At 48.8% G+C, this 17,942-nt stretch carries 15 protein-coding genes; 6 read left to right on the forward strand and 9 right to left on the reverse strand.

The window, feature by feature from the left end; translation table 11 throughout:
* Positions 1-21 precede the first annotated feature (21 nt).
* The 8 genes from WG89_RS15795 to WG89_RS15830 all read right to left on the reverse strand — a co-directional run bounded on the left by WG89_RS15795 (position 22) and on the right by WG89_RS15830 (position 9,870).
* Complete coding sequence (locus WG89_RS15795) at positions 22-1,020, reverse strand: ABC transporter permease (RefSeq protein ID WP_079253868.1); 999 nt, start codon at positions 1,018-1,020, stop codon at positions 22-24.
* A 72-nt stretch (positions 1,021-1,092) separates the two neighbouring features.
* Positions 1,093-2,436: a CmpA/NrtA family ABC transporter substrate-binding protein gene (locus WG89_RS15800; protein WP_414630396.1), complete on the reverse strand. Its 1,344-nt coding sequence runs from the start codon at positions 2,434-2,436 to the stop codon at positions 1,093-1,095.
* Between the two features lie 358 nt (positions 2,437-2,794).
* The gene (locus WG89_RS15805) at positions 2,795-3,382 is read right to left on the reverse strand and encodes an ANTAR domain-containing response regulator (RefSeq protein WP_062267846.1); all 588 of its coding nucleotides are present in this window, start codon (positions 3,380-3,382) and stop codon (positions 2,795-2,797) included.
* 293 nt (positions 3,383-3,675) lie between these two features.
* The gene (locus WG89_RS15810) at positions 3,676-4,536 is read right to left on the reverse strand and encodes a methyltransferase domain-containing protein (protein WP_172806830.1); all 861 of its coding nucleotides are present in this window, start codon (positions 4,534-4,536) and stop codon (positions 3,676-3,678) included.
* A gap of 210 nt (positions 4,537-4,746) precedes the next feature.
* The gene (locus WG89_RS15815; RefSeq protein WP_062267850.1) at positions 4,747-6,177 is read right to left on the reverse strand and encodes a carbon starvation CstA family protein; all 1,431 of its coding nucleotides are present in this window, start codon (positions 6,175-6,177) and stop codon (positions 4,747-4,749) included.
* 293 nt (positions 6,178-6,470) lie between these two features.
* Positions 6,471-7,661, reverse strand: a complete 1,191-nt coding sequence (locus tag WG89_RS15820) for a hypothetical protein (protein WP_062267852.1) — start codon at positions 7,659-7,661, stop codon at positions 6,471-6,473.
* Positions 7,661-8,266: a hypothetical protein gene (locus WG89_RS15825; protein ID WP_062267854.1), complete on the reverse strand. Its 606-nt coding sequence runs from the start codon at positions 8,264-8,266 to the stop codon at positions 7,661-7,663. Before WG89_RS15825 ends, WG89_RS15820 begins: the two co-directional genes overlap by 1 nt.
* Positions 8,267-8,439: 173 nt before the next feature.
* Positions 8,440-9,870 (reverse strand): carbon starvation CstA family protein, encoded by a 1,431-nt coding sequence (locus tag WG89_RS15830; RefSeq protein WP_062267856.1) that lies wholly within the window; start codon positions 9,868-9,870, stop codon positions 8,440-8,442.
* A gap of 226 nt (positions 9,871-10,096) precedes the next feature.
* Here WG89_RS15830 and WG89_RS15835 point away from each other — a divergent pair, with 226 nt between their 5' ends.
* Both WG89_RS15835 and WG89_RS15840 read left to right on the forward strand, forming a co-directional pair.
* Positions 10,097-11,587: an alanine/glycine:cation symporter family protein gene (locus WG89_RS15835; RefSeq protein WP_062267858.1), complete on the forward strand. Its 1,491-nt coding sequence runs from the start codon at positions 10,097-10,099 to the stop codon at positions 11,585-11,587.
* Between the two features lie 370 nt (positions 11,588-11,957).
* The gene (locus WG89_RS15840) at positions 11,958-13,430 is read left to right on the forward strand and encodes an alanine/glycine:cation symporter family protein (protein ID WP_062267860.1); all 1,473 of its coding nucleotides are present in this window, start codon (positions 11,958-11,960) and stop codon (positions 13,428-13,430) included.
* Here WG89_RS15840 and WG89_RS15845 read toward each other — a convergent pair.
* Positions 13,420-14,052, reverse strand: coding sequence for a cyclic di-GMP-binding domain-containing protein, MshE-related (locus tag WG89_RS15845; RefSeq protein ID WP_062267862.1), 633 nt, complete (start codon positions 14,050-14,052; stop codon positions 13,420-13,422). The genes WG89_RS15840 and WG89_RS15845 overlap by 11 nt on opposite strands.
* Positions 14,053-14,191: 139 nt before the next feature.
* Here WG89_RS15845 and WG89_RS15850 point away from each other — a divergent pair, with 139 nt between their 5' ends.
* From WG89_RS15850 to WG89_RS32950, 4 genes are all read left to right on the forward strand, one after another.
* Entirely contained in the window at positions 14,192-14,434 is a 243-nt protein-coding gene (locus WG89_RS15850) for an exodeoxyribonuclease VII small subunit (protein WP_062267864.1), read from the forward strand.
* A gap of 3 nt (positions 14,435-14,437) precedes the next feature.
* Positions 14,438-15,325, forward strand: coding sequence for a (2E,6E)-farnesyl diphosphate synthase (gene ispA, locus WG89_RS15855; RefSeq protein WP_062267866.1), 888 nt, complete (start codon positions 14,438-14,440; stop codon positions 15,323-15,325).
* Between the two features lie 368 nt (positions 15,326-15,693).
* Positions 15,694-17,619, forward strand: a complete 1,926-nt coding sequence (gene dxs, locus WG89_RS15860; protein WP_062267868.1) for a 1-deoxy-D-xylulose-5-phosphate synthase — start codon at positions 15,694-15,696, stop codon at positions 17,617-17,619.
* 161 nt (positions 17,620-17,780) lie between these two features.
* Positions 17,781-17,942 (forward strand): transposase (locus tag WG89_RS32950; RefSeq protein ID WP_172806677.1); only part of this gene is annotated, 162 nt, incomplete at its 3' end.

The raw sequence follows: 17,942 nt of genomic DNA on the forward strand, positions 1-17,942 counted from the left end.
CTGTGTCACCTCCGTGTTGAATTAACTGGCTGTTCCGGCTTTGTCCCAGGAAACGAATCGTTGCAACTGGAGCATGGTGCGATCCAGAAGAAACCCGATAAACCCGATGACAATGACGGCAACCATAATTCGGGCCAGAGAGTTGGAGCTGCCATTCTGGAACTCATCCCAGACAAACTTTCCAAGCCCTGGATTCTGGGCCAGCATTTCTGCCGCGATCAGAACCATCCAGGCGACACCGAGCGACAATCTCATGCCGGTGAAGATCATTGGAATGGATGCAGGAAGCACTATTTTCTGTACATGTTTCAGAGCCGGCAGTCTCAGTACCCGGCTGACATTCACCAGGTCTTTCTCAATGGAGGCAACGCCCACTGAAGTGTTGATTACCATGGGCCACAGACAGCAGAGCGTGACGGTAATCATGGAATTTAAAAAGGACTTGGCTACCAGAGGATCAGGGCTGACATATACTGCGCTGACAACCATAGTCACCAAAGGTAACCAAGCCAGGGGAGAAACCGGTTTAAAAATCTGAATAACAGGGTTTACTGCAGCATTCAGGGTTTTATTCAGTCCTATGGCGATCCCCAGGGGTACGGCGATGACCGCCGCCAGGACAAATCCACTCAGCACTGTGATAAGGCTGGTGAAGATCTGGTCCAGAAACGTTTCCTTGCCGGTGTAGCCCCGGATTTTGGGTACATAATCCGGATCTTTAGCCAGTCTGGCTTCTATACGTTTCTGTTGTCGTTCATAGAAGGCCTGCTCTTTTTCACGTTCGGCGTTGTGTTCTTCGTAGAGCGACCCCATTTGCTCCCAGACTACGGAGGGTCCGGGAAACTTTCCAAGTGATGTATCGATTTTGCTGGCAGCCCCTGCCCAAAGCATCAGGAAAACCAGGATGCCGATAAAAGGCACCAGCACTGTTTTAAAGCCCGTAGTGATTAAAGCTTTAATACTGTCAGAAATAATTGGCTTGTTAGTATTGTTATTGGCCAACGCAGTTTCAGTTGTCATGTTTGTTCTCTCCCCCAAACAATCTGAGCAATAAGTGAGTCAGGCTGTATAGCTGACTCACTCGCGACAGAATCAGATCTTGTCGCCCTGCTTCAGACCAATACTGAACTTGTTGATGTACTCATTAGGCTTTTTGCCGTTGTAAACAATGCCATCAATAAAGTGTGTCTGCGGTGATCGGTAGCCGTCTTCTTCAGCAAAGTTTGGAAAGTCGCTGACTTTGGCCAGTTTGTCTTTGATCAGTGACTTCGCAGCGGCTTCATAGATGTCTGGACGGTAAACCTTCTTGGCGATGCCCACGTACCAGGAATCAGGCTTGTCTTCAGAGATCTGTCCCCAGCGACGCATCTGGGTCAGATACCAGATCGCATCAGAGTAGTAGGGGTAAGTAGCGTTGTAGCGGAAGAAAACATTGAAGTCTGGTACTTCACGCTTGTCGCCTTTTTCGTACTCAAAGGTACCGGTCATGCTGTTGGCAATAACGTCGTAATCAGCGCCCACATAGTTGGACTGGGAAAGAATTTTCACAGCTTCTGGACGGTTGGCGTTATTGTTTTCATCCAGCCATTTGGCAGCACGAATCAGTGCACGAGTTAAACGAATGGTGGTATTGGGGTATTTCTCGGAAAAGGCTTTGGTAATACCAAACACTTTTTCAGGATTGTCCTTCCAGATTTCATAATCGGTAACGACGGGCACACCAATGTTTTTGAAAACGGCCTGCTGGTTCCAGGGCTCACCCACGCAATAGCCGTAAATAGTCCCAGCTTCCATGGTGGCTGGCATCTGCGGTGGAGGTGTTACAGAAAGCAGTGCATCAGCATCGATCTGACCCGAAGTGTCGCCTTTATGCGGGGCATAGAAACCCGGATGAATACCACCCGCTGCCAGCCAGTATCTCAGCTCGTAGTTATGAGTCGATACCGGGAATACCATACCCATATTGAAGGGTTTGCCGTCTTCCTTGTACTTTTCCACAACTGGCTTCAGAGCATCCGCTTTAATAGGGTGTTGCGGCTTGCCATCGGCCCGCTTGGGAATATTGGGCTTCATCTGCTTCCAGATATCGTTGGAAACCGTGATGCCATTACCGTTCAGATCCATCGAGAAAGGAGTGATGATTTCAGCTTTTGTGCCGTAGCCCATAGTAGCTGCAATAGGTTGACCCGCCAGCATATGCGCACCATCCAGACGGCCATCAATGACACCATCGAGCAACACTTTCCAGTTCGCCTGCGCCTCAATCGTTACGTAGAGGCCTTCGTCTTCGAAGTAGCCTTTTTCATAAGCAATCGCAATGGGAGCCATATCGGTCAGCTTGATGAAACCGAACTTCAGCTCTTCTTTTTCCGGATAACCCAGTTCGGCTTGTGCCTGCATGGACGCAATACCACTGACACCAATCAGGGCGCTCATTGCAACCGACTTTAAGGGTTTAAACCACTTCATTCATCACTCCCAATCTATCCAGTGCTGCTGCTTTCCCTTTGTCCTGAGGGGAGGAATTCACAACAGCAGTATTTTCCGTGAACAAAAAAAAACGCCCACCCCTGTTCCGACCAATGTCAAAACGGGGGTGAGCGCCTTTGCTCGTTCTCACAGCGTCATTGCTGTAATTTATTCGCAGTTATCGCCATTGATGACTGCTGATTTTTTTATTGTAACTCTCTATATGCAGATAGTGTGCCAACCCATTTATGCTTAAAAAATGAATAAATTTGCATTTTTTAAGTTCAAGCTGGTGCGTTGCTAGAAAACCATGCACCAATAATGATCACAATGCCTTTTCTTCAAGAAGTGTCATGACTTCTATCACCTGTCTGGCGACCACAGGGAGTGATTCACCTTTGTCCATGGCCAGCTTTCTCAGTTTTTTGTAGGCCTGGTTTTCACTGATCCCCTGCTTCTCCATCAACAAGCCTTTCGCTTTGTCCAACAGTTTACGATCTTCCAGACGGGTTTTCGTTTGTTCCAGCTCTTCCCTCAGGGATTGATATTCCTGAAAACGTGCCACAGCCACATCAATAATGGTCTTGACCCGTTGCGGCTGGAGATCCGCCACTATATAAGCATTAACGCCCGATCGAATGGCCTGCTGAACAATGTTCTCGGAGGTTTGCTCAACAAACATGACGACAGGAAGGGGGCTGACTTTATTAAGATAGGAAAGAGACTCCAAAAGTGAGGGGTCAGGCTGATCAAGCCCGATCACAAGTAAGTCCGGGGAATAACAGGAAGCCACTTCCATCAGGTCTTCCGCCGGCTCCACTCTGGCAAGCACCTGATAACCAAACTCAGTCAGTGTCCGGTTCAGTACAGACATACGAGATGAACGGCTTCCTATCAACAACACTGAACTCATTACCTGTCGCACCCGATTCCCTTTTCCTGTTCTCTGATCACTCTGGCAATGAAGCAATCCCTGTACCAGTGTTGATAAAACGCAAAGCCAGAAACAAGGGTAAATACTTATCCACACCTTGCCATTTTGCGCTAAACGAAATCATACGACCATCTTATTTTAATCAACAGGATTAGCTGTATAAATTTTAACCAATCAATAAAAAACCCCCATTGCATGGGGGTTCCAGAAGTATCCAAAAAGAAATCACAAGGTTATCCACAGTTATTGTGGATAATGAAACATACTTGTAATTAACGTGCAGAAATCACGTGGTATTCCAATAATCCACGGTGTTGCATCCAGCGGATAAACCAGACCAACAACCTCAGGCGGATCCAGACTTTAGGGCGGGTAACAGGCGACAGCTGACGATAATGCTGTGAGAACCAGAAACAGAAGCCTGACAGAACATCCTGACTGATATCCACAAACTCTGTTTTCTCAAAGCCCGCGTCCTTCAACGAGGCTTCATACTTCTGATGAGGCATTAAACCTTTGACCGAAATACCACAGGAGCGTGCCAGTATATTCACTATTCTTTGCTCCATGCGATCCCGGTATGGACGACTAAGAACCATATCAGTCAGAGTAAGACTGCCCCCATCCCTGATCACTTTTCTGGCGTTCTGGAAAAACTGTGTTTTGTTTTCAAAGTGGTAGGCACAATCCAGCGCCAATAATTTATCGCAGGAATCGGCTTCCAGTTTTGCCAGCTCCAGCTCGTTGCCTCTCTCCAGTTTCAGCTGATCAAAGTGATCGCACTGATCCTGTGCCCCTGCCAGAAGCTGCTCTGTTTCTGCCAGACCGGTTAGCGATTTGACCTGATAGTAATCCAACCAGACCAGCAGCTGATCGTAACTGGAAAAGCCTACATCCAGCACATCATCCTGATTGGAAAGACAGGCTTTGTCAGCCAACAATCCCGCCAGTTCTGAGCAGGCCTGACCATAACTGGAGGTTTCTCTCCAGTAACCAATAAGACGCCAGCCGGAAGATGTGGACACGCCGCTGTTCAGCAACCACTGGTCAGCCAGCATCCCACGCTCTCTTTTGGAAGATGGCCACCAGATGCTGACAATCAGACTGGTGATCTGAGAGAGCATGCCAGACATAAACAGCCATGTGAGCAATACGCCAGAAAGAAATGCGAAAATGGTCATAGGTATAAAATTATTATTTCCCTTGGGTGGAAACTGTTTGCCCTGAAACAATTTCCAAACTATGAAATCGGTTTATTTCAGTGATTGGTATTTGATAATAGAGAGGTCACCCTTTTATTACCAGAGGCAAGATTCCCTGCCCCTGGCAAATTGACAACCTTGTCAGATCAGCTCTTCATCGTTTTCATTTTTAAGCGAGGTTCTGATGGCAAATGCCACAACAGAAGACAGAGCCAGAACAATACCGACCGGCCAGGCAATATCCGAAGAAATTCCAAAACCTTCCGGAGCCATCATAATGTAGGTTGAACAGACACCTGTCATGAACCCTGCCGGAATCAACACCACCCAATAGTTGCGCTCATGCCGAACCATGTAAACAACTGCTGTCCATAAAACAATGGTCGCCAGGGCCTGGTTTGAGAAAGCGAAGTAGCGCCAGATAATAGAGAAGTCGACCAGTGTCAGAAGGTAACCTGCAATAAATACAGGTACGGCTAGCATCAGTCTGCGAACAATACTGGTCTGTTTGATCCCGAACATATCAGCAAAGATCAGACGCAGGCTTCTGAAAGCAGTATCTCCGGAAGTCACAGGGCAAGCTATTACCCCCAGAATGGCCAGCATGCCACCCAAAGACCCCATTAATCCGATGGCAATTTCATTCACCACCAACGATGGACCGCCTTTACCCAGCACCTCAGACAAACCTTCAACCCCATTGGGGAAAAAGGCCATCGCGGCGGCAGCCCATATCAGGGTAACAACCCCTTCTGCGACCATGGCTCCGTAGAATACTCTGCGACCAAATAATTCATTGGGAATACAGCGAGCCATTAAAGGTGATTGAGTGGCATGGAAACCACTGATAGCGCCACAGGCAATGGTAATACAGAGCATGGGCCAGACAGATAATCCCTGGGGGTGCTCAGAAGGTGTACCAATTTCAGGAATCGGCAATCCCTTGAACACCAGCATGCCTCCAATACCAAAGGCCATAAAGAGCAGAGCGATGGCAAACAAGGGATATATACGAGCAATAATTTTATCGATAGGGAGAATAGTGGCAAAAAAGTAGTAGGCAATAATGACCATAAGCCAGAAGGTCTTATCGGCCAATAGACCGGTAAAGCCCAGATTACTGAGCAGGGATGCAGGCCCCACCATAAAGACTGTTCCGACCAACAATAACAGAACCACGGACATCAGTCGCATAAACTGGCAGACACGGGGTCCCAGATAATAGCCCACAATTTCAGGAATACTTTGACCCTGATGACGTACAGACATCATGCCGGAAAAATAATCGTGTACAGAGCCTGCAAACAGACAACCAAAAACAATCCAGACGAAAGCAATGGGCCCATAGAGCGCACCGAGAATAGCACCGAAGATAGGTCCCAGACCGGCGATATTTAGAAACTGAATGAGGAAAATCTTGTACCAGGGCAACGCGACAAAATCGACACCGTCTGCTTTTTCCATGGCCGGAGTTGGCCTCTCAGGCTCTATTCCAAAGCAGCGCTCAACAAACTGGCTGTAAAGAAAATACCCCGCTACCAGGGCAACCAGAGCCAGTAAAAAGCTATTCATATCCCGTATCTCCATCAATTAGCTTATGAAGATACGGATCCCCTCATACCGGCTCTTCTGTGCAGCATCCTGAATATTGTTGTGCTAGCCATAAACTGCTTTCCCCCACTAAAAAATGAGAAAGGGGTTGTAGTGCTCATGGCTGATTTATGATGTAAACAATAGTGATTGAGCAGTTACTCAACTTTTAAGATAAAAATCATAGTCATTCCAGAGCCAATGTTTATACGATTTACTTATGTAAACCTCAGTAAAACGAGCCATGAAGAATAAGTTCTGGGTCAGAACTCCAATCATTTCACCCAATCACAATCAGGATTCGGTTTATCAAGACCACTGCAGTGGATATGACCACTGCGAAGGACGTTTAGTTCCTTATGACCAGGCATCAACTTGCAACCCAGTCTGATGTTAATGCCCTCCCCTACCGACAACTCTGCACTAGCACCTATCCCTAATGAGACATCAGCATTACCCCCACAAATTTTGGGATTGTCTTTGGTATAAGCATGTAAAACACAACCAATGGAACCCGCCTCCACTAAAACTCTGTGGCAACTGTTTTCCGATCCGCCGACATAAATCGGGTTTTCTACTTCACGAAAAGTGGCGGTATAGTTTTTATCAAGAAAGGAGATTGAACCTGAAAAAACTTCAGCATTTTCGCCTGCAGATAACTCACCGGACAGGGCAAAATCATCATATTCACTGTTCAATACCAACTTGCCATCATCACCCTTTTCGACTTCCAGTTTATAGACATAGCTATTGTGGGTTTCTTCCGGAAAACCCAATACATACAGATCGCCATCACCCAGAGGGAGTGCATAAACGTCGCCACCGCTCTCATCCGTGAAATACCAGGCTGTAGAGAGTTCACTTAACAAGTTCGGATCGACCTCTTTCCAGCTTTTCTCAATGGCAGCAGCCGCTTCGGTGCAGCTGGGGATATCCGTGAAGCAGGTTTTTATGCCACCTTTTAACCCCATCAAAGCAGACATATTGAGCCTGGCAGCCTCTCTGGCTTCAGTTAATTTTTTGGTGACCGTATGGACCAGAAATTTTTCGTAAGGGCTTTCAAGGATGCGTCGAACTTGCTGGAGAACTCTTCTGGTTTCTTTGTATTTTTTCTCAAGCTGAACCCTGGCTTTCTGTACTTCTTCACTGACCAGACTGGGCCCCACTTTCAATCCAAAATCACTGTAGGATCGGTAAGTATACTGAACCGGATTGCTGCCACTGGCTTCTGCTGCTGTTACCTGAGCGGAAAAATCATTGGCCGCATAATCGATGACCTGTTCTACCAGACGTTTACACTTGTCCAGATTTTTGAGTTCGCAAGAAGTAACATAGTATTCGTCGTTTTTGTCCTTTCCAGTAAACAGCTTTGCCAGTGACTGCGGCGTACCTCCCAATTGAATCGCCATGATTTCAACATGACCGTGAACCTGACTCTTTGTGTGAGCCAGCTTCAAAGAATCCATCAGATCGCCAATGGCTGAGAACTTGGCAGAGGAGTTTTCTTCAAGTTATGCTTCTGGTATTCACTGTCAAACTTAACCCTGAAAGAAACCAGTAAATTGCCACCAGTTCTTGCCGACTCTACAAACTGATCACCGCAAGCAGCACGAAACGTTTCGGGTCCTTTCTCATAAGCCGATTGACCCAATTCATTCAAAGCATCTTCCCCTGATTTCACAGTCCCTATACTGGCTTCACCAGACACCACTGACTCTACGAAGGTATAAGTTTCAATCCGTTTCTCTTCTTCAGTTTCCAGCGCGTATTTCACCTTGGCACTGCCAGTAAAGATTTCATAACTGGCTGAACCGTCAAGATTAACCCCCAGATTCAACTGAACATCTTCATGGGTGACCTGTTTACCAAACTGCACTGTTCCGACAGCACTGCCTATATGGCTGATAGCTCCGGGCTTTAGACAGCTTGCCCCCAGTATCCGACCCTCGTCTGTCGAATATCCCATGCCAAGATCCAGCTGGGAGGATTCTGTATCATCTGCCGCTATATGCGACGATAAGAACATAAAAAAAGACAAAGCCCAGCAGACACTTCGAGTCAGATCTCTCATGGGAGTCTCCATGAAATGAGGAAAAGATGCAGGGAGGAGGTATCACAGACGATCTGTGATGAATTGGGGAGAGAGGATAGTTAATGGCCTGGACTTGCGCCAAAAATAAGCACTAACGTAAGTATTACGTCACATACCCATTAGCCTGAATATGTGACGTAAAGAATATCAGATCAAGCGGTCGCTGCAGCAGAAACAGTTACACGACGAGAGCGGATAATAAAGAGGGCAAAGCTGATGACAGCTACGGCAATGCCTGCTGGATAAGCCACTGCAGTAGACAGTCCCAGACCTTCAGGAGCCATAACAATATAAGTGGCACACACTGCAGTCATGAATACGGCAGGAGCGGTTGTAAGCCAGTGCCACTTGCCATTCTGAACCAGGTACATGGAAGCAGCCCACAGAACGATGGTGGCCAGCAGCTGGTTAGAAAACGCGAAATAACGCCAGATAATGKTGAAATCAACAAAAGTCAGAGCAAAACCGACGGCAAACACAGGTATCGCCAGAAGCAGGCGACTGCGTGTAGATTTTTGTTCCATGTTCAAAGCATCTGCGATGATCAAACGAACACTTCGGAAGGCAGTATCACCAGAAGTAATCGGGCAGGCAATAACACCCAGAATAGCCAGAAGACCACCAAAGGTATCCATCAGGCCTACCGAGATTTCTTTCACTACCAGACCTGCTCCACCTTGAGCCAGTACGTCGTTCAGACCTTCAATGCCATTAGGGAAGAAGGCCATTGCAGCAGCTGCCCAGATCAGGGCAACAGCACCTTCAGCAATCATGGCACCGTAAAATACACGACGACCATAGGTTTCTGTAGGCAGGCACCGAGCCATCATGGGTGACTGAGTTGCATGGAAGCCGCTGATAGCACCACAGGCTATGGTTACAAACAGCATTGGCCACATTGGCAGACCCGCAGGATGAGAAGTCTCTGCACCAATTTCAGGAACCGGCAGACCCTTAACAATCAGCATGCCGCCAACGCCCACAGCCATGATCAGTAGAGTAGCGCCGAAAAGCGGGTAAATTTTGGAGATCAGCTTGTCGACAGGCAAGATGGTGGCAATAAAGTAGTAAGCCAGAATAACCGACAACCAGAAACCACTTTTCGCCAGAACACCTTCACCACCCAGGTTGGCCAGCAGACCGGCAGGCCCCATCATGAAGACTACGCCCACCAGCACCAACAGGATCACAGAGAACCCACGCATGAATTTTCGGAAGCCTTCGCCCAGATAAGTACCCACTATTTCAGGAATGGATTGGCCGCCATGGCGAATGGACAACATGCCAGAAAGGTAATCGTGGACACCTCCGGCAAAAATGCAGCCGAAAACGATCCACAGGAAAGCGGATGGGCCGTAAAGTGCTCCCATAATCGCACCAAAAATGGGACCCAGTCCGGCAATGTTCAGAAACTGTATCAGGAAGATTTTGTACCATGGTAACGGTACATAATCGACACCATCCGTTTTGGTCAAAGCAGGCGTTTTGCGATCAGGCTCCACGCCAAAAAGACGGTCAACCACCCGCCCATAAATAAAATATCCGGCCATCAGGGCCAGAAGTGCTGTGATAAAGCTGGTCATCCCCATACCCCCGACCTCTTTTGTCTGCTTTGGTAAAAGCGGGCAGAGGCCTAAGTGTTCATAGTTTGTTCAGAGTCGCGGGGACTTTAACAAGTTAAAGATTCTGTAAATTGACTTGAAGCAATAAATAGTTAACAGGTTCGGTAATTCATTAGAGGTCACATTTGAACATGCACTCAAATACCTTCTGCTAAGCTTTCTGGACATCCCCGCTTCGGAAAATCGTATGAGCAGCCTGATTGATCTCGCTACCCGTGTGCTCTGGGAGTACATACTCATATATTTACTTCTGGGTGCAGGCGCCTATTTCACACTTCGCAGCCGCTTTGTCCAGATTCGTCATTTCTTTCATGCCTGGAAAATCATGTTCAGTTCCAGGAATACCTCAAAAAGCGAGATTTCCTCCTTTCAAGCGCTTTGCACTTCTTTGGCCGCCCATGTAGGCACAGGCAACCTGGCCGGTGTGGCCATCGCTATTTTTATCGGAGGTCCGGGGGCCATTTTCTGGATGTGGGTGGTGGCTGTACTGGGGATGTCATCCAGCTATATAGAGAACACTCTGGCCCAGCTCTATAAAACCAATAATAACGACGGCACCTTTCGAGGTGGACCAGCGTACTACATAGAGAAAGCCCTGGGGCTTCGCTGGCTGGGCGTCATCTTTTCCAGCTTGTTGCTGATCGCTTTCGGATTTGTTTTCAATGCTGTGCACGCTAACTCCGTATCGGCGTCTCTTTCAGCCAGCACCAGCCTGAGTCCGGAATACATTGGTTTGGGCATGGCGGTCATCACTGCCTTGATCATCTTTCGCGGCATCAAAACCATCACCCGCTTTGCCGAGATGGTGGTGCCTATGATGGCTCTGGCCTACCTCTTTATTGCCTTGTACATCGTCGTTAGCCGTATTGATGAAATGCCCGCCGTTATTGCCCTGATCTTCAATCATGCATTTGGCCTTGAGCAAGCGGTTGGCGGCGGCATTGGCTACTCGGTAGCCCAGGCCATAATGCAGGGTGTTAAAAGAGGCCTGTTCTCCAATGAAGCGGGTATGGGCAGTGGCCCTAACGCTGCTGCCACAGCAACTCCATGGCCTCATCATCCTGCCGCCCAGGGCATAATTTCCATGACCAGTGTCTTTATCGACACCATTATTATCTGTACAGCCACCGCAGCCATCGTGATGCTATCCGGCCAGCTGGAAAATGGCAGTACTCTCAACGGCATTCAATTGACGCAGGCAGCTATGGGCAGTCTGGTAGGCGGCTGGGGAGAATGGTTTATCATGGGTGCCGTGCTCTTCTTTGGCTTCACCTCCGTTGTAGCCAATTATTACTACGGCGAGTCCAACCTGCTGTTTATGAAGAACAGCCCTAAATTGCTCCTGACTTATCGCTGCAGTGTCATATTCCTGGTTTATCTGGGAGCGGTGAGCAGTCTGGAAGCTGTCTGGATTGTGGCTGACCTGGCCATGGGTCTGATGGCGCTGATCAACCTGATTGTGATCGTTCTATTATCTGGCCCAGCTTTACAGGTATTGAAAGACTATGACCGCCAACTAAAAAAAGGCAGAACGCCTGTGTTCTATCGTGAGCGCTTCCCTTTCCTCAATCAAACCATGGATACCAATGTCTGGGTTCAGCCTTCAGACCCTGACGATATGGATGATGACGATAACAGCGCACCTGCCTCCGACCTTCCTGAAGCTGAAGGTCTTTAGTCAAACATAATCCGCTCATCCTGAGCTTGTGGAAGGATGCTGGTAATGCACTTCGACAAGCTCAGCCCAAACGGGTTTGAGAAGAGGTCTCTTTCAAACCATCGAAATCTTTTTTCAAAAATAATGAAGATGGGGTTTGTAGGTATTTCAACCTAGCAAAAAAGGCATTAACACCAATAAATCAAGTGACTTCCCATTGCCATCCAAAGCCTTATAAAACGTATAGCAGCTACTAACTGATGGGTTTTTCTTTACTTTTTACTGACTCAGAGCAGAGGTATTAATACCTACCCATCATCGTTTATTCACTTATATTATATATAGTCGATTAGAAACAAACTTCCGGGCATATAAATAATCCGGAAGCGCTATGAACGATTTTATTTCTGCATCGAACAATATTATCTGGGGAAGCATCCTGATTTACCTGCTTCTTGGAGCCGGTATTTTCTTCACTATCCGTACCCGTTTTGTCCAGTTCCGTCGTTTCGGTCTGGCCACCAAAACCATGATGGGTAGCCGTACTACGAACTCCACACATCAGATCTCTGCCTTCCAGGCGTTCTGCACCAGTCTGGCCGCTCGTATTGGTACCGGTAATATGGCCGGTGTTGCAGTTGCTATCTACCTGGGGGGACCCGGTGCCATCTTCTGGATGTGGCTGATTGCCCTGCTGGGTATGGCGACCAGCTTTGCCGAAAATATCCTGGCGCAGATTTATAAAACCAATAATGGTGACGGCACTTACCGTGGTGGACCAGCTTACTTCATGCAAAAAGCATTGGGGCAACGCTGGATGGGCATTGCCTTCTCAATCTCCCTGATCATCGCTTTCGGTTTTGCTTTTAACAGTGTTCAGTCCAACTCTATTGCTGCCGCGTTCAGCGGATACGACATTGCTCCAGAGTATATTGGTATTGCTCTGGCATTAGTCAGCGGTGTTGTTATCTTTGGCGGTATTCGCTCTATCTCCAAAGTAGCTGAAATGATCGTACCGGTGATGGCTCTGGGTTATCTGGCTGTTGCACTGGTTGTTGTTGCCATGAACCTCTCTGAGCTGCCTGCAGTGTTCAGCCTGATCTTCAAGAGTGCCTTCGGTCTGGAAACAGCCATGGGCGGCGGTGTGGGTTACATGGTCTCCCAGGCCATGATGCAGGGTATCAAGCGTGGCCTGTTCTCTAACGAGGCCGGCATGGGTAGTGCTCCTAATGCTGCAGCTACCGCTCACTCCACTCACCCGGTTAATCAGGGCATGATGGGGATGCTGGGCGTATTTCTGGATACCATCGTCGTTTGTACAGCGACAGCTGCCATCATTCTGATGTCCGGTATGCTGGAACCAGGCAGTGGCCTGACCGGTATTGAACTGACTCAGGCTGCTCTGGCTAATGAAGTGGGCGCATGGGGTGGCCACCTGGTGGCTCTGGCGATTCTGCTGTTCGCTTTCACCTCCATCATTGCCAACTACTACTATGGTGAGTCCAACCTGCTGTTCATCAAAAACAGCAAACCTCTTCTGATGATCTATCGTCTGGCGGTTCTGGGCATGGTGTTCTGGGGTGCGATTGGCAACCTGCCAACCGTTTGGGCATTTGCTGATCTGTCCATGGGTATCATGGCGCTGATCAACATCGCTGCCATCCTGTTACTGTCCGGTATTGTAGTTCAGGTTCTGAAAGACTTTGACGAGCAGATTGCCGACGGCATTGTTCCGGTATTTAACCGCAAGAAGTTCCCATTCCTGGATAAAACCATGGATAAGGACGTATGGCAGGAGCACAGCTCTGGTGAAGCACAGCCGGCTTCCGCCGCTGAAGTGAAAGCCCGACTGGTTACTGAATAACGCCTAAAGGGGCCGAACCACTGTTTCGGCCTCTTTTTCCTTTATAAACACTCCTTATGCTGATCTCTACCTGGCTTAAATCTATGTCCGCCAGCTCCAGGGATTCAGTTTCTCCCACGGCACTGCTCCTCAGCCGCAGGTGGTCAATGCGCAACTCCCCAGTAGAGAACCCATTTGAGCTGTCGATTGAGCAAGGCACCTTTAAACTCACTTCTCCTGATGTTCTGATGTCTACCCGGGCTTTTTCAACATCGTAAGACAACTGGCTGACACTCTCCCCTTCGGGTAGTGAGTTCTCCAAAGTTGATAAAAACCTGACTCGCTCTTCTCTCTCCACTGCCTCTTTCTGCTCACTGGAAGCGGAAATTGATTCCAATGGGCTCAGCAGTGCCAAGGCTAGTGAAGCGGCAAATCGCAATCGTGTCTGATTGGAAAGCGCTCTTCTCAACTGCCAACGCGAGACCCACTTCTTTTGTAATAAAATCTCACCCAGCTTTTCACCGGTTTCTTTCTGGATCTGGACCGCTTCTTGAATTCGCTCTTCTGTGACATAGCCCCGGGTGACCAGAATCTGTCCTAACCGGGATTTGTGATATGCTTGAGCCCGTTTTAAATTATCCATGCGGGTACCGTCCTTTTAGCCAGCCTTTCATAGCTTGGTTATCGGCCGTTTTCAGCCATGATCAAAGGAGTCGTCACTTCCGGATCATCCCAAAAAGGCGGGTATTCCCTCTCTAAGTTAATGGAACAGGTTTCTGAGCATGCCGGAAAAAAAGCAGGGCTTTGCCTTCGAACAGTCGCTCTCTGAACTGGATGCACTGGTTCAGAAGATGGAATCGGGTGATATGTCACTGGAAGACTCTCTGAAAGCTTTTGAGCAAGGGGTTAAGCTGACACGTGAATGTCAGAAAGCCCTGACCGAAGCCGAACAGAGAGTTCAGCAACTTCTTGAAAACCAGGGTCAGCTGGAAACCCGCCCGTTCGAATCGACAGAAGGCGAATAACCCATGACACTGCTGGAATACATCAAGGGTTGTCAGAACCGTGTTGATGAGCAGCTCAGAGAAGTTTTACCCGCCACCAGCCAGGTCAGCCAGACTCTGGTTGAGGCCATGTCTTATTCCGTCTTCAATGGTGGTAAAAGAATTCGTCCTATTCTGGTTTATGCAGCGGCTGAGGCCGTTGGAGGTCACCAGAATTTCGCTGACCCGGCAGCCTGTGCCGTCGAGCTGATTCATGCTTATTCTCTGGTCCATGATGACCTTCCGGCCATGGATGACGACGACCTGCGCAGGGGCAAGCCCACCTGCCACAAAGCTTTTGATGAGGCTACCGCCATTCTGGCAGGTGATGCCCTGCAAACCCTGGCATTTGAAGTTCTGGCTACAGCTGGACAGGATATTTCTGACTCTGTCCGCTTGAAACTGGTGACCGAACTGGCTCAGGCCTCAGGACATTCGGGCATGTGTGGTGGCCAGTCCATGGACTTGAACTCGGTGGGCAGTGCACTGGATCAGGAACAACTTCAGTTGATGCACAGTCATAAAACCGGTGCCCTGATTCGAGCCAGTGTGATCATGGGAGCCCTGACCCTCGGATCGGTTCAAACCCAGGAGCTGGAGAATCTGACCCGTTATGCGGACGCCATAGGTCTGGCTTTTCAGGTGCAGGACGATATTCTGGATGTTATTTCGGATACCGAAACTCTGGGCAAGCAACAGGGAGCCGACCTGGCACTGGATAAACCTACCTATGTCTCTCTGATGGGTCTGGATGGCGCACGGGAACTGGCAGCCTCTCTTTGCCAGCAGGCGATTCAATCCCTTGAAGGTTTTGGAGATCGAGCCACCGTTCTCAGACAAATGGCGGAATACGTCATTCAGCGTTCGCACTGAAGCAGACTTGTATGAAAAATCATCATACAAGTGACTGATTCAGGGGTAAAATCAGTATTTCCATAGTAAAAACCTGTTGTTCAGGTACAATCCTATAGTTCTCTGATTAAAAACCTGCAGGAGCCAGAACTGGATACTTTTCTTATGGTCTGGCTCTCAGGAAGCTGTCAGGCATTTGCTATCCACAAGCCTGACTGGCTCCGGAAGCCAATCAAGGCTTCCCCTTCCCTTCCCATAAAGGTTATGGTGAAAGAGGAACTACATTGAATTTTCGAAAAGCGGCCTGGGACCAGGAGACTGGCGTTTGATTGACAGCCCGCCTGAAAGAGTCGCTTTTTATGGCTGAGAGGCCTGGATCGCAAGCAAACATGTTTCACGAAATACCCAAGACAAAGCCTGATACCCCCTTGCTGGATCGGGTCGATACTCCCGACCAGCTGCGCCAATTTGATAAAACCGATCTGCCGCAACTGGCTAATGAGCTCAGGGAGTACCTGCTCTACTCGGTTGGCCAGGTGGGTGGGCATTTTGGTGCCGGCCTGGGTGTTGTTGAACTGACCGTCGCCCTGCATTATCTTTTCGAAACTCCATACGACCGTCTGGTCTGGGATGTGGGCCATCAGGCCTATCCCCATAAAATCCTGACCGGACGGAAGCACCGAATGGATACCCTGCGCCAGAAAGACGGCCTGGCCGCTTTTCCCAAAAGGGACGAAAGCGAGTACGACACCTTTGGTGTAGGGCACTCCAGTACTTCTATCAGTGCAGCCCTTGGCATGGCAACCAGTGCTCGCCTGAAGGGTGAGAAGCGTCGAACGGTTGCTGTTATTGGCGATGGCTCCATGACCGCAGGCATGGCCTATGAGGCCATGAACCATGCCGCAGATCTCAAAGCCAACATGCTGGTTATTTTGAACGACAATGACATGTCGATTTCAAAAAGTGTGGGCGGCCTGTCCAACTACCTGACCAAGGTGCTTTCCAGCAAGACCTACCATCACATTCGTGAAGGCAGCAAAAAAGTCCTGAATGTCATTCCCCACGCCTGGGAACTGGCTCGCAGAACCGAAGAGCACATGAAGGGAATGATTATTCCCGGTACTCTGTTTGAAGAAATGGGCTTCAACTATTTTGGCCCCATCGATGGCCATGATTTACCCATGCTGCTGCACACTCTCGAAAACCTTAAAGACCTCGACGGCCCTCAGTTCCTCCATGTAGTGACGCGAAAAGGCAAAGGTTTCATTCCGGCAGAGAAAGACCCTATTGGCTACCATGCTATCACCAAGCTTGAGCCAAGCCCCAAGGCCGGAGAGGAAAAGCCCAAGCTGCCCAAAAAGCCCAAGTACTGCAATGTTTTTGGACAGTGGTTGTGTGATATGGCTGCAGCCGACGACAAACTGGTGGGTATTACGCCAGCTATGTGTGAAGGCTCGGACCTGATCCGTTTTGCTGATCATTATCCGGATCGCTACTTTGATGTAGCTATCGCGGAACAACATGCAGTTACTCTGGCGGCAGGCATGGCCTGCGAAGGTATGAAGCCTGTGGTAGCTATATACTCAACGTTCCTGCAGAGAGCTTACGATCAGTTAATCCATGATGTCGCCGTTCAGAAACTGGACGTTTTATTTGCCATTGACCGAGCCGGAATGGTGGGTGAAGACGGCCCAACCCACGGCGGTTGCTACGACATTGCCTACTTGCGCTGTGTACCTGAAATGCTGGTAATGAGCCCCTCGGATGAAGACGAAACACGTCGTATGTTATCCACAGGCTATCAGTACCAGGGACCCGCTTCTGTTCGTTACCCACGTGGCACCGGTCCAGGTGTGGCAATCAGTGAAAGTCTTGAAAGCATGACGATTGGCAAAGGTGAAATACGTCGTCAGGGTCAACAGGTCGCTATTCTGTCTTTCGGCACACTGCTTCAAAACGCATTGACAGCTGCCGATGAGCTCGATGCGACTGTCGCCAACATGCGCTTTGTGAAGCCCCTGGACGAAGAGCTGATTCTGCAACTGGTCAAAGATCATGAGTTGCTGGTAACGCTTGAAGAAGGCTGCATTGCTGGTGGAGCCGGTTCAGCTGTTTCTGAATTCCTGAACGAGCAGGGTATCAACATCCCCGTTTTACATCTTGGTATTCCAGATGAATACATTGAAGCTGCCAGCCACAAACAGCAGCTGGCTGAATGCGGACTGGATGCAGAGGGCATCAAACAGTCCATCTTCAAGCGAATGGGTCGCAATCTGAAGAACTCAATCAAGATTGCTCACGTCACTCAAGCCTGACCACTAAAATCAGCCTCCTGCTCCAAGGAGGCTGGTAACTCCTTCCATTCTTTCACGACTACTGTGATCTATTCTTTTAGGCTCTTAATGGATTCTGGGGAGCTGGTTGAGGACGAGTTATTTGACTATGAATAGAAGACGTTTTCTTGTACAAAAGTGTCATGAAACTTTATGACCTCCTCGACAACGCCAAGTGCTTTGAACAGATACGCCAGATTCGCTGGCCTGACGGGGTGAAATGCCCACACTGTGCCAGCTCAGACATAACCCGCCAAGGCAAGGACGATTCACAGCCTGACAGACAGAGATATTCTTGTAAAGAA

Source organism: Endozoicomonas arenosclerae, from assembly GCF_001562015.1.
GTDB classification, from domain to species: Bacteria; Pseudomonadota; Gammaproteobacteria; order Pseudomonadales; family Endozoicomonadaceae; genus Endozoicomonas_A; species Endozoicomonas_A arenosclerae.

What these genes read in the sequence shown, in the direction of transcription:
- WG89_RS15825 (WP_062267854.1), bottom strand. Translation starts at nt 8,266, where the DNA reads ATGAGAGATCTGACTCGAAGTGTCTGCTGGGCTTTGTCTTTTTTTATG.
- ispA (WP_062267866.1), top strand. Translation starts at nt 14,438, where the DNA reads ATGACACTGCTGGAATACATCAAGGGTTGTCAGAACCGTGTTGATGAG.
- dxs (WP_062267868.1), top strand. Translation starts at nt 15,694, where the DNA reads ATGTTTCACGAAATACCCAAGACAAAGCCTGATACCCCCTTGCTGGAT.
- WG89_RS15795 (WP_079253868.1), bottom strand. Translation starts at nt 1,020, where the DNA reads ATGACAACTGAAACTGCGTTGGCCAATAACAATACTAACAAGCCAATT.
- WG89_RS15850 (WP_062267864.1), top strand. Translation starts at nt 14,192, where the DNA reads ATGCCGGAAAAAAAGCAGGGCTTTGCCTTCGAACAGTCGCTCTCTGAA.
- WG89_RS15835 (WP_062267858.1), top strand. Translation starts at nt 10,097, where the DNA reads ATGAGCAGCCTGATTGATCTCGCTACCCGTGTGCTCTGGGAGTACATA.
- WG89_RS15805 (WP_062267846.1), bottom strand. Translation starts at nt 3,382, where the DNA reads ATGAGTTCAGTGTTGTTGATAGGAAGCCGTTCATCTCGTATGTCTGTA.
- WG89_RS15840 (WP_062267860.1), top strand. Translation starts at nt 11,958, where the DNA reads ATGAACGATTTTATTTCTGCATCGAACAATATTATCTGGGGAAGCATC.
- WG89_RS15800 (WP_414630396.1), bottom strand. Translation starts at nt 2,436, where the DNA reads ATGAGCGCCCTGATTGGTGTCAGTGGTATTGCGTCCATGCAGGCACAA.
- WG89_RS15810 (WP_172806830.1), bottom strand. Translation starts at nt 4,536, where the DNA reads ATGTCTGGCATGCTCTCTCAGATCACCAGTCTGATTGTCAGCATCTGG.
- WG89_RS15845 (WP_062267862.1), bottom strand. Translation starts at nt 14,052, where the DNA reads ATGGATAATTTAAAACGGGCTCAAGCATATCACAAATCCCGGTTAGGA.
- WG89_RS15815 (WP_062267850.1), bottom strand. Translation starts at nt 6,177, where the DNA reads ATGAATAGCTTTTTACTGGCTCTGGTTGCCCTGGTAGCGGGGTATTTT.
- WG89_RS15820 (WP_062267852.1), bottom strand. Translation starts at nt 7,661, where the DNA reads ATGGATTCTTTGAAGCTGGCTCACACAAAGAGTCAGGTTCACGGTCAT.